Source organism: Acinetobacter sp. DL27 (genome assembly GCF_055810995.1).
Window position 1 is genome coordinate 1,450,586 of sequence record NZ_CM147947.1, and the last position, 12,209, is coordinate 1,462,794.

Below are 12,209 nucleotides of genomic sequence, written 5' to 3' on the forward strand. Positions count from 1 at the left end.
ATCCAACTCGACCAGATGACCCGCTGACATCGCACAGAAATCATAAGTACTGCTATAACAAAATATTCATCCCTTCAATGCTAAAGCCAGTTGATGAAACTCGCTTTACATGATTTCTTAATACATGAGTAGTGTGAAAATTATGTGATTTTAATCAAAAAGATACAAATTATTATGGTTGTAATTCAAGTAGCTCACGCCTAGTATCTGGCTTGAAGTTACTCCATGTGAGCTTCCTTAGTTTTGTCCCATATACCCCTCTGTATGGGATTTTTTTAATCAGGGAATTGTCATGAGCATGCATTCAAAAGCGTATATTTTTAGACAGCAGCAATTACTAGTGGATGAGCATTTTCAGTTGCCGCAGGTAGAAAGACTACAGCACGACCTAAACCTGTCGGAAAATTGCGAGATCATTGCTCGTGACCTGAAAGAAGACGAACCGATGCCGGAAGGTTATCAGCTGGTTCCAATCCGGCAACTGGTGCAAGTCTGGAGCAGACCGCAGTTTGAACAGGCCAGCCGTGCGGTACAGTTACTGGAATGGCGCCGTAACCACCGCTTTTGCAGTAAATGCGGACACGCCACCCAGCAGCATGTCAGCCAGTATGCCATGATCTGTCCATCCTGTGGCTATAACCAGTATCCGCGGGTGAATCCCTGCGTAATTACCATCATTACCCGAGGTACAGATGAAATTCTGCTGGCAAAAAATGCTCGCAACAAAACCCAGATGTACAGCCTGATTGCAGGCTTTGTTGAAGTTGGAGAAACCCTAGAAGAGGCAGTAAGCCGTGAAACGCTGGAAGAAGTGGGGCTACAAATCAAAAATATTCAATATCTAGCCAGTCAGCCGTGGCCGTTTCCCAGCAATCTGATGATGGCCTTCAAGGCAGAATATCAGGGAGGGGAAATTCAGATTCAAGAAAATGAACTCAGCGATGCGCAATTTTTTAAATTTGATCAGTTACCCGAGATTCCGTTCAAGGGCAGTATCGCCTATGCCATGATTCAGCATGTGATATATGGAACGCCTGTTGCAGATGACAGCAAAGAATGGCTTTGAAAAAGTAATTCTGTTTGGGTCTCTCAAATAAACTGCTATAACGCCCTAGGTAATGAATCTTCAGATGGCATTTCCTGATCTGGAGAAACTGAATCGTATCATTTGATCTTCACGCTTTGTTCACATCTAACTGGGTTATCTTAATCCTGAGACCCAACAAGGCTAAAAAATGAAGATGCGATTTAAGTCAGCTTTTGCAGCGATAGCACTGTCTATCATCAGCTTAAGTACAACGACTCAAGCAGAAACTGCTGCGCCTCAGGCAGTTGATCGGGTAGATATCCAGAAGTATGCCGGTAAATGGTATGAAATTGCGCATTTACCGATGTATTTTCAGCGTAAATGTATAGCTAATATCACGGCACAATATAGCGTCAATGCCGATCAAACTATCGGGGTATTGAATAGCTGCCGAATTGCCAATGGCGAAATAATTAGATCTCAAGGTGTTGCGTATTCGCAAAATCAGGGGAACAGCAAACTGAAGGTCAGCTTTTTGCCTAAAGGTTTAAGATGGATCCCCTTTACTAAAGGTCATTACTGGGTATTACGAGTAGACCCGGAATATAAAGTGGCACTGGTGGGGGGGCCAAGTCATAAATACTTATGGATTTTGTCACGTGAACCGCAAATCGATGAAGCTACGTATAAGTCCTATCTTGAAACTGCAAAACATTATGGTTACGACGTCACAAAACTGATCAAATTGTCGCATTAATCTGTTAACCTTTTGCTGAACTGATAAATCTCTCTACAGTTCGGTTTTTTTTTATTTACTTCACATAAAATTCATATCTGACTGATTAAACTCATCAAATAGAATAAATATAGTTGCAAAAAATTTAGGATGAGTCCATGTTGAAAAGTCTGATGCGATGGATAGACAGCTGGTCTACACCCACAGCGACCGAAACACTGACGGCTGAAAACAGCAAGATTCAGTGGCAGCGGATTTTACCCTTTATTCTATTACATCTAGCCTGTCTCGCCGTGTTCTGGGTGGGAATGTCGTGGTTTGCGATTGGCTTTATGCTGCTGTTCTACCTGATCCGCATGTTTTCCATCACCGCTTTTTTTCATCGTTATCTGTCACATAAAACTTTTCAGACTTCGCGTCCCGTACAGTTTCTGTTTGTGCTGATTGGTACCATGAGCGCGCAGCGTGGTCCGCTCTGGTGGGCGGCGCATCACCGCTATCACCATCGCTATACCGATACCTTGAAAGACCCGCATTCCTCGACGCATGGTTTTTGGTATAGCCATGTGGGTTGGTTTCTGAATGAATATAATTTTGCTACACGTAAAGAAGTCATCAAGGACTGGCTGAAATATCCAGAGCTGATCTGGCTAGACCGTTTCAGTTTGATTGTTGTGCTGCTGACTGCTGGTGGAATTTATGTACTAGGCGAAAGGTTGGCAATCACTTGGCCACAACTCGGGACGTCCGGCCTGCAACTTCTGGTCTGGGGATTTGTGGTGTCCACGGTGTTGTTGATCCATGCGACCTTATGTATTAATTCACTGGCGCATCATTACGGTAGCCGTGATTTTGACACGGATGACCACAGCCGCAACAATTTATTCTTGTCTATCATTACCTTGGGCGAAGGCTGGCACAACAATCACCATTATTATGCAGGCAGTACCCGGCAGGGTTTTTACTGGTGGCAGATTGATGTGACCTATTACCTCCTAAAAATTATGTCTTGGCTCGGGATAGTTTGGGACTTAAAGCCCATTCCAGCACGGATTTATGAAGCCAGTAAAATTGCTCAGGCTCGAAAAAATAAAAAAGCTGCTACGGCAGGCACTACCACGATTCATTCGAAGGAATCACCATGAAAATTGCAATTATTGGTTCAGGTATTTCCGGTTTGTACGCTGCCTGGAAACTCAGCAAAGCGCATCAAGTTACAGTCTTTGAAAAGAATAACTACTTTGGTGGTCATACTGATACTCATCAGCTAAATATCGATGGTGAACAGGTTGCGGTAGACAGTGGCTTTATCGTGTTTAATGAGCATAACTATCCGCTGTTCTGTGCAATGCTCAGAGAACTTGGGATTCAATCGCAAAGCAGTGACATGGGCTTTTCGGTGAATAATCAGGTCAGTGGCTTACAGTACAATCCTTCAAAAAAATTCTCGCTGTTATTCCGACCGCAAAACTTTTTTAATGCGGATTTTCGCGCGATGTTGTCGGATCTGTTCCGTTTCTATGCTGCCAATAAAGATCTGGATGTGGGACAGGTCGATGCACAGCTCAGTATTGATGAGTATTTAAATCAACATGGATATAGCACAGCTTTTCGTCAGGAACATCTCTATCCGATGTGTGGAGCGCTGTGGTCCTGCCCGGTGGAGCAAGCTGGACAAATTCCCTATAAATTTGTGGTGAGCTTTTTCCAGCACCATCGCATGTTGCAATTAAAAGACCGGCCGTTATGGCTTACAGTCAAGGGGGGATCAGCGCGTTACGTTCGTGCCATTCAGGCCCAATCTAATATCACCTTCCGCAAAACGGGTGTCCTGCATGTATCCCGTAGTGCCAATGATGTGCTGGTTGAAACGACACACGGCACCGAACGTTTTGACTGGGTTGTATTTGCTAGCCATGCTGATGATAGTCTGAAATTACTGAAAGACCCTTCTGCTCAGGAGTTGGACGTACTCGGTAAGTTCCGCTATCAGGATAACCGCATGGTGGTGCATTCAGATACTAGTATTATGCCCAAATCTCGTCGCCAATGGGCGAGTTGGCATGTGCATGTAACCTCGAGTCAAGGATCTGAACAGACGCCATTCCAGCATAGTGGCATGCACTATGGTTTTAGCTATTGGATGAACCAGCTGCAAAATCTGCAATGCAAAACTCAGGTCTTTGCGACCCTGAATCCTAATTTTAGACTTGAACCGAAAAAAGTCTGGGTGGAACGAAACTACCGTCATCCGGTGTTTGATGCAGCTGCGATTGAAGCACAACAACGCTGGGCCGAGGTTAATGGTCAGAACCGCACCTCATACTGTGGTGCTTACTGGGGCTGGGGCTTTCATGAGGATGGCGCACGTAGTGCTTCCTGGGTAGTCGATCAGCTATTGCAGCAGACCGAGCAGGCAGCTAGGAGCGCATGATGCAGATGTATCCACTGGCGATTGCCTCTGCCGAAATCAGGCATCGCCGTTACCTGCCCAAAGCCCATGCTTTTGAGACCCAGCTAACCTATCTATGGTTTGATCCGGATCAACTCTCAAGCTTTACCCAAAAATCCTGGCTATGGTCTTCCAGGCACTGGAATTTCTTGACCCTAGATGAGCGGGATTTTCTGACCATGGAATATGGTTCGATTCGGCAGAAGGTCTCACGTTTGCTCATCAAGCGGGAAAACTATCTATTACCGCATGCCGCATCTATCCGAGTAATGGCTTTGCCACGAACACTCGGCTTTCGCTTTAATTCTGTAGTGTTTTATCTAGTCTTAGATGCCACCGACCAACTGATATTTGTACTGAGTGAAATTACCAATACACCGTGGAATGAAAGACAGGTCTACATTCACGACTGCCGAAACAATGCAGACCAACATGCGCCGTACCAAAGTCACCAGTTTGATTTTAAAAAGGACTTTCATGTGTCGCCGTTCATGCCGATGGAGATAGATTATCGTTGGCGTTTTAGCTTTTCAGAACAACAAAATGTGATTCATATGCAGCTGTTTGAGCAGGCCGTGCTGCAATTCGATGCCACCCTGAAATTTTCCCTGCAGGCCATCACAGTTCCTTCACAGCAGCATCGCTATGCTGTACTGAAAGTTCTTGAACCCTTCAGGATGGTCAGCGGAATTTATCTGCATGCCTTTCGTTTATGGAAAAAGAAAATTCCGTTTTACCGCCATCCTAAAAAAGAAAAAGGAAAGACATGACTATGAAAACACTGTTAATGGGAGAGCACACCGAACTGCCGGTGGTATTACGGCATTTGCTGAAATTGCGGCATGGTCAGCTGATTTTTAAAGGCATCTGGAGTGGAACAGTTGGCGAAAACAGTGATCTGCAGGCCGTGATTCAGGTGCACGATACCCGTCTAATGGAACTGTTGTTCCGTAATGGTGTACTGGGGGCAGCAGAAGGATTTATTCGTGGTTACTGGAGCAGTGAAGATCTGGTCAATGTAATTCGTATTCTAGCGCGTAATCGTGATGTGCTTGATCGGATGAATCAAAATGTGGTGGCAAAAGCTAGCCAGCTGGTACTCAAGGCTTGGTATAAATCCCGCAAGAATTCGATTGATGGCAGTCGTCAGAATATTGCTGAGCATTATGACTTGAGCAATGATTTTTTTAAATTGTTCTTAGATTCCAGCATGATGTATTCCAGTGCGGTGTTTAAAGACCCTTGTATGAGCTTGGAACAAGCTTCAGATTATAAAAAAGAACTGATCTGCCAAAAACTTCAATTGCAACCGATGGACCATTTGGTTGAAATTGGCAGCGGCTGGGGAGGCTTTGCCATTTATGCGGCTCAGCATTATGGCTGTAAGGTGACCACCATTACCATTTCCCAGGCACAATATGATGAGGCTGTAGCCCGAGTTGCTGAAGCAGGGCTGTCTCATCGGGTGTCTGTACAGCTTCAGGACTACCGTTTACTAGAAGGCAAATACGACAAGCTTGTGTCGATTGAAATGATTGAAGCAGTGGGTGAGCAATATTTACCAACTTATTTCCAAAAATGCCGCGAGCTCCTTAAGCCGAATGGTCTAGCCTTGATACAGGCGATTACCATTGAAGATGCACGCTATGTTAAAGCTTTAAATACGGTGGATTATATTAAGCGTTATATTTTCCCCGGTAGTTTTATTCCATGTATCAGTGTGATGACGCAAACGGCTTCTGAGCAAAAACTTCGTCTCAAACATCTGGAAGATATTGGTCAAAGCTATGCACAAACCTTGAAGTGTTGGCGCCAGCGTTTTCTGGAGCAACGTGATCAGGTGTTGCAACTTGGTTTTGATGAGCGCTTTATCCGCATGTGGGATTTTTATCTGTGTTATTGCGAAGGTGGCTTCCGCGAAGGTGTGATCAGCGATGTTCATTTGCTGTTTGAAGCCAGTGCTTACTAAGCAAAAATAAAACAGGAGGGCGACATGCTGCTAGATTTATTTTTGCTCAATGTCTTCATCATGCTCTGTAGCTGGGTGTTGGTGACCTATAACCGCAGAGCAGGGCTGGTCGATGTCGCTTGGAGTTTCAGTATTGCTCTTAATGTGATTATTGCCGCTTGGGCGACTGATAGTGCACCACTGTTGGTTCGGTTATTTCTGGGACTGGCGAGTGGGATCTGGTTTTCACGACTGACTTGGCATCTGTTACGGCGCTATGCCAATGAAACCCAAGAAGACACGCGTTATGCCAACATGCGCAGAGCGATGGGGGACTATCAGCATCTTGGTTTTCTGGTGTTTTTTATATTTCAGGCAGGTTTGGCGCTACTGTTTTCTTACCCAATGCTGAAGTTGTTAAGTATCTCGACCGAGCAATGGAATGACTGGACTTTGGTCACTGTGATTGGGGCGGGTATGATCATGCTCTTGGCTTTGATAGGTGAAAGCACTGCCGATCAGCAACTTTACCGTTTTAAGCTAGATCCACAGAATCAAGGTAAAACCATGGATCAGGGCTTGTGGAAATATTCGCGCCATCCGAATTATTTTTTTGAATGGCTGCATTGGTTTGCCTATCCAGTACTCGGTTTGGCAGCAGGATGCTATGAATTATGGATATATCCACTGCTGATGTGGCTATTCTTGTACTACTTTACAGGTATTCCCTTTAGTGAAAAACAGGCGCTCGCCCACCGTGGCGACAACTATAAAGACTATCAACGACGAACTTCAATGTTTATTCCGTGGCCACCCAAAGAGTAGGTAAATACATGGACTTTATGATTAAAAAAACCTTAGAACTGATCGAAAATGGCAAGGTGCCAGACCCAGTGATTCGTGCAGGCATTCGTACTTTAAGCAAAAAACGTTTGGCACAAGAAGGTCGGTTTAACCCCGCATTGGCAGCGCAGCGCTATATGGATGTGCTGACCATGCTGAAAAACAGCGAAATTGCCATTGAGACAGACAAAGCCAATGAACAGCATTATGAACTGCCGACCGCATTTTTTCAGGCAGTACTCGGTAAGCGTTTGAAATATAGCGCGAGTCTCTTTGAACATGCCGATACAACGCTAGACCAAGCCGAAGAAGCTGCTCTTGCATGCTATTGCCAGCGAGCACAACTGAAAGACGGGCAGGATATTTTGGAAATTGGCTGCGGTTGGGGTTCTTTAAGTCTATATATGGCCGAGCGTTATCCAAGGGCCCGTATTACAGTCGTGTCAAATTCTTCAACGCAGCGCGAGTATATTCAGGAACAAGCCCGTTTAAAAAAACTGGATAACCTGACGGTGATCACTTGTGATGTCAATGTGTTGCAACTTGAACCTGCCTCTTTTGATCGTGTGGTGTCAGTGGAGATGTTTGAGCACGTGCGTAACTATCAAAAACTATTTGAAAATATCAGTATTTGGCTCAAACCAAATGGCTTATTGTGGTGTCATATTTTCTGTCATCGTTTCTTGCATTATCCTTTTGAAGTCAAAAATGAGTTTGACTGGATGTCGCAATATTTCTTTAGTGGTGGTTTGATGCCAGCAGCCTCAACTTTCCTACATTTTCAGCAGCATTTACAGCTAGAACAGCACTGGCAATGGGCGGGCACGCAGTATGAACGTACCGCAAATGCTTGGCTAGAAAATATGGATGCTAAACAGGCCGAGCTAAAGCCCTTATTTGAACAAACTTATGGCGCGGATGCCGCAATCTGGTGGCAACGCTGGCGGATTTTCTTTATGGCCTGTGCCGAGCTGTTCGGTTATGAGCATGGACGCGAGTGGGTGATCGGTCACTTTCTGTTTAAAAAGAAAACCGTATAATTGAATGGCGAATCGGATGGGGTAGCGGGGAATGCACCAATGTTAAAGCTGTTCAGGGACAAACACGATCATCCTCTGGGTGAGGTGTTTAACCGCTATTACTGGCTGCAAATCGGATTCATTGCCTTGTCTGTGGTGATTGGGATTGGCTTCAGTGCCTGGGTAATTAAAGGTTCTTTGCTCAGAACGGCGCTAGAACAGGAAATGTCTCACTACTGGCAACGATTAGAACGTAATCCTGCCGCAGAATTGCCCGACACCAAAAATCTGTATGGTTACCGCTGGAACACTGTGCCACCACCCCAATTTAAGACTATGCAGCTTGAGCAAGGAGTGAATCGGCATTTTGTCGATGGCAAGGAGCGCATGACTGTGTATGGTGAAAAAGACGGACAGCATGTCCTGTTGGTCTTTGGCGAAAGCAACGTCAACAAGCTGGTGTGGCTGTTTGGTCTGGCACCGCTGATGGTCAGCCTGTTTGTGCTATATAGTGTGCTGTGGTGGTGGAACCGTCGGGCCCGGCGCTATTTTTCCCCGATTACCCGTCTGGCCAATGCGCTGGAATATATCGACTGGGAACATCAGAAAAATCAGGCTTCGCCTTTTCAGGACATCCGCACCGACTCTAATCTGGAAGCTGAATACCTCAAGCAGGCGCTGGAAAAATATCATCAGGTATTAAGCGAATTTATTCAGCGTGAGCGTGAATTTACCGGAGATGTCAGCCATGAGCTGCGCACGCCACTGACCATTTTAAAAGGCAATGTGCAGCTGTGTCAGGCACGCTATGGCGACAACAAGTCCTTTACCCGCCTGCATAACACCATTGAAGACATGCAGCTGCTGGTCGATACCTTGCTGGCCATTGCCCGCAATACCACCAACACTTTAACTGCTGAACCGACCATGCTTTCAGAATGTCTGGAAAATGTAGTTCAGGATCTGGAGAGTGTCAGTCATAACAAAGGCATGCAGATAGACCTGCAAAAAGACCTCGATGAACAGCCGCGTAAACTTTATCCATCCATGACCAAAATGGTGTTTGGCAATATTCTGCGCAATGCGCTGAACTATTCACAGGGCACAGAAATTGATGTGATTATGGAAAAAAATAAAGTACTGATTGCTGACAATGGAGTCGGCATGCCTTTACCTAACAATTCTAAAGTTCAGGAACTGTCTGGTCAGCAGCTACAACTGGAAATCAAAGGGCATGGTATTGGATTGCAATTGGTGCAAAAGCTATGCAAACAGCTAGGTTGGCGTGTGGAGCTGTTTGACAGGCAATATTATCTTGACACTCATCAGAATGTTGATCTAGCAATGACCACTGGACTGATTGTTGTTGTATACCTAAATTAGGCTTCATCTTCGAAAGCAATCTTTAAACCAATCCCAGATATGGTGTGAATCAGCTTTTGTTCAAAGGGTTTATCGACCATTTTGCGTAAATTATAGATATGACTGCGCAGAGCATCACTTTCTGGCTCTTCGTCACCCCAAAGCTGCATCATAATTTCCTGTTTGGTCAGTACTTTAGGAGAATGTCGCATTAGTAGCTTCAAAAGTTTAAACTGAATCGGAGGCAATTCAATGTTCTGCCCAGCTCGAGTTAGCTGTTGTGTTGCTGGGTCCAAAATTAGGTCATGAATTTGCAGACGACTGCTAGATACTTCACCCAGGGAACGTTTGATCAGGGCCTTGACCCGAACCACTAGCTCGTTAAAGTCAAAGGGCTTGACCAGATAATCATCCGTGCCGGAATTGAAGCCTTTAAGTTTGTCATCCAAGGTATCCCGAGCGGTGAGCATCAGCACAGGGAGGTCCATACCTTCTTTATTTCGTAGCCATTCACATAGTTCATAACCCGAACCATCAGGCAAGTTAATATCTAAAAGTAAAATATGATAGCGTTGCTGTTTTAGCAATTGGCGCGCAGCATTTAGGTTTCGAGCATGATCGACCACAAAACCATGCTCTTCTAGAAACTCGCATAAGGTAGATGCCAGTTCATAATGATCTTCAACCATCAAAATAAAATGTTTAGACATAACTGTAGAGACTACTTTATTAATTGCTGTTTTAATTTAGCACTAAATGGCTGAGGACCTAGCCATATATTAAAATATTGCTGGGCCTGCGGGTTTTGGAGTTGTCCCTGCAATTTCTGGTTTAAGTATAGGCTTAATGTGTGTGTGGCATGGCTATATTTTAGTTGGTATAGATCTCCTGACTTCACTGGACGATACAAATCGGTGATTGGATTGAAAACAGCATGAATTTTTTGATCTTTGATATTACGTTGGAGTAGATGTGTGGCCGCACGTTTGAATGCCCATTCTGGAATATTCTGCGTATAGGTAAAATCCATCTGTATGTTTTGGCCTTGCCAAGGCTGATTACAGTTTTGCGCAAAGTAACTGGCCACACCGACCTGTTTTTGTCCCACCATGAGTGGGCCATTACCACATTTATTTAAGCTCTGTGCATGCGCCCACGAACCGAAACTCCCGAGCATCAGTACAGTGGTTATGGCTACTTTTTGAAAGGCAGTACCCATGAATAGGTTCCTCCTACATATGGCAAAGAACGATACAGACCATTGGCCGGATCCCAGAAATCTTGTTGGAAAATAATCTGATGGTTTGGGTTGACCTTTATTTCACTGATTCCAAATGAATCCATTGTTCGTGTCTTCCCGAACATTTTAAAATCATAAACCATATGCCAATGCACATAGGCAGAGTCTTGATGATATGAAGTATTTAATAGGCTGACAGTGACATTACTCACCCGCTGGTTCATACCTTGAAAATGTTCAAGCAGTTTTTTACGCGATGAAAATTGCGACAGAGTGTCGTTAATAAAAAGCTGATCTGCATACAGTGCTCCAGCATTTTCAACGAATTTAGGTGTGCCCAACGTATTAAATGCCGAAGTGAAGCGGGTGCCGATTTCTAGTGCTTTTGCATCATCTAAGGGTATTCCTTGAATACTCGCTCTGGCATTTGCATAATCAGAGGAATAACGAGGAACACTTTTACATCCTGACAGGAAAAGCACTGGTAAGGATAAGGCAATTGCCACTAACGTTTTGACTTGATTCATGTTCACTGTCCATCTTCACAGTTTATCCTCCCACTCTAGAGAGGCTGAAGTGAACAGAATGTGAAGATAGATGCTAAAGACAGTACATTGAATAGAATTTTGATGATTAAGGATTAAATTTCACTTTCTCTTTTTTCTTCAGTCATTAGCCAATCAATGATATTCATGACATCACGATTTTCGTTATTTTTTCTGACCATTGCATAAAAATTATAGTCACAATAGATAAAACCAAAAGGGGCAATGACCCTTCCATTTAATATTTCTTTTTCGACTAAAATTTGAGGCGCTATCGCAATTCCTAACCCAGACACAGCAGCTTCTATCATTAAACTGAGACTATCAAAATAGCGATCATTCGCTTTTGGGGAAAAGTGAATTTGGGACTGATTAAACCATGTATGCCATGCACTTTTATTTGAGTGGGTATGAAGTAATGGATAATTTAAAAGATCATTTTTTGTATGAAGGGGATTTATTTCACGATTACAAATAGGCCCCATGTTATCGGGAAATAACAGATATTTATTCAAAAAGTTGGGAAGTAGATGATGCTCACTGATGCTATTGATCAATATGTCAACTTTCTCTTTTTCTAACAATTTTAAGTCATTACATGTCATTAATTTGATATGGATATTGGGATAAATGACTTCGAGCTTTTCTAATCGGGGAATCAGCCAATTTGCCATAAAACTATGAGAAGCGCCTATGACAACTTCTACCTCTGATGTTTTATTTGTTAACTCAAAGACGCATTGTTCTAAACGATTAAAAAGCTGCGTACAAACGAGCGATAATTCTTCGGCGTCCGCCGTCAGAGAGATGGTCGAGGAATGTCGAATAAACAATTTTTTATTTAACCATTCTTCTAGCTGTTTTATTTGATGGCTAATCGCACTATGGGTGACACACAATTCTTCCGCAGCTAAGCTGAAACTTTTATTTCTGGCGACGGCTTCAAATGCTTTTAAAGCATTAAGGGGAGGTAATGTTCTGCGTTTCATGTTGTAAAATTTTCTAACACCCTAAGCTCAAAATATATCAATTATCAG

General features: G+C 43.8%; 13 protein-coding genes. 9 read left to right on the forward strand and 4 right to left on the reverse strand.

Annotated features, from left to right (window positions below; all coding sequences use genetic code 11):
* Positions 1–292 precede the first annotated feature (292 nt).
* The 9 genes from nudC (at position 293) to AC0KVP_RS06985 (ending at position 9,408) form a co-directional block, all read left to right on the forward strand.
* A complete protein-coding gene (nudC, locus tag AC0KVP_RS06945; RefSeq protein WP_062034224.1) occupies positions 293–1,066 on the forward strand; it encodes an NAD(+) diphosphatase in 774 nt (257 codons plus the stop codon).
* 169 nt (positions 1,067–1,235) lie between these two features.
* Positions 1,236–1,784, forward strand: coding sequence for a lipocalin family protein (locus tag AC0KVP_RS06950; protein WP_473339873.1), 549 nt, complete (start codon positions 1,236–1,238; stop codon positions 1,782–1,784).
* A 137-nt stretch (positions 1,785–1,921) separates the two neighbouring features.
* On the forward strand, positions 1,922–2,908 hold the full coding sequence (locus AC0KVP_RS06955; RefSeq protein ID WP_473339875.1) for an acyl-CoA desaturase: 987 nt from the start codon (positions 1,922–1,924) through the stop codon (positions 2,906–2,908).
* A complete protein-coding gene (locus tag AC0KVP_RS06960) occupies positions 2,905–4,197 on the forward strand; it encodes an NAD(P)/FAD-dependent oxidoreductase (RefSeq protein WP_473339877.1) in 1,293 nt (430 codons plus the stop codon). The genes AC0KVP_RS06955 and AC0KVP_RS06960 overlap by 4 nt, the downstream gene beginning before the upstream one ends.
* A complete protein-coding gene (locus AC0KVP_RS06965; protein ID WP_473340449.1) occupies positions 4,197–4,985 on the forward strand; it encodes a DUF1365 domain-containing protein in 789 nt (262 codons plus the stop codon). Before AC0KVP_RS06960 ends, AC0KVP_RS06965 begins: the two co-directional genes overlap by 1 nt.
* Positions 4,982–6,184, forward strand: a complete 1,203-nt coding sequence (locus AC0KVP_RS06970; protein ID WP_087549558.1) for an SAM-dependent methyltransferase — start codon at positions 4,982–4,984, stop codon at positions 6,182–6,184. Before AC0KVP_RS06965 ends, AC0KVP_RS06970 begins: the two co-directional genes overlap by 4 nt.
* Before the next feature lie 24 nt (positions 6,185–6,208).
* Positions 6,209–6,988: a DUF1295 domain-containing protein gene (locus AC0KVP_RS06975; RefSeq protein WP_253107382.1), complete on the forward strand. Its 780-nt coding sequence runs from the start codon at positions 6,209–6,211 to the stop codon at positions 6,986–6,988.
* A gap of 8 nt (positions 6,989–6,996) precedes the next feature.
* Entirely contained in the window at positions 6,997–8,046 is a 1,050-nt protein-coding gene (locus AC0KVP_RS06980; RefSeq protein ID WP_087549556.1) for an SAM-dependent methyltransferase, read from the forward strand.
* 39 nt (positions 8,047–8,085) lie between these two features.
* The gene (locus AC0KVP_RS06985; RefSeq protein WP_473339882.1) at positions 8,086–9,408 is read left to right on the forward strand and encodes a sensor histidine kinase; all 1,323 of its coding nucleotides are present in this window, start codon (positions 8,086–8,088) and stop codon (positions 9,406–9,408) included.
* On the opposite strand, the gene AC0KVP_RS06990 is transcribed toward AC0KVP_RS06985, so the two are convergent.
* The 4 genes from AC0KVP_RS06990 to AC0KVP_RS07005 all read right to left on the reverse strand — a co-directional run bounded on the left by AC0KVP_RS06990 (position 9,405) and on the right by AC0KVP_RS07005 (position 12,161).
* Complete coding sequence (locus AC0KVP_RS06990) at positions 9,405–10,097, reverse strand: response regulator transcription factor (protein WP_473339884.1); 693 nt, start codon at positions 10,095–10,097, stop codon at positions 9,405–9,407. The two genes, AC0KVP_RS06985 and AC0KVP_RS06990, sit on opposite strands and share 4 nt — an antisense overlap.
* A gap of 11 nt (positions 10,098–10,108) precedes the next feature.
* Positions 10,109–10,606, reverse strand: coding sequence for a chalcone isomerase family protein (locus AC0KVP_RS06995; protein ID WP_473339886.1), 498 nt, complete (start codon positions 10,604–10,606; stop codon positions 10,109–10,111).
* Entirely contained in the window at positions 10,582–11,154 is a 573-nt protein-coding gene (locus tag AC0KVP_RS07000) for a nuclear transport factor 2 family protein (RefSeq protein ID WP_346312870.1), read from the reverse strand. The genes AC0KVP_RS06995 and AC0KVP_RS07000 overlap by 25 nt, the downstream gene beginning before the upstream one ends.
* A 113-nt stretch (positions 11,155–11,267) precedes the next feature.
* Entirely contained in the window at positions 11,268–12,161 is an 894-nt protein-coding gene (locus tag AC0KVP_RS07005; RefSeq protein ID WP_473339889.1) for a LysR substrate-binding domain-containing protein, read from the reverse strand.
* Positions 12,162–12,209 lie beyond the last annotated feature (48 nt).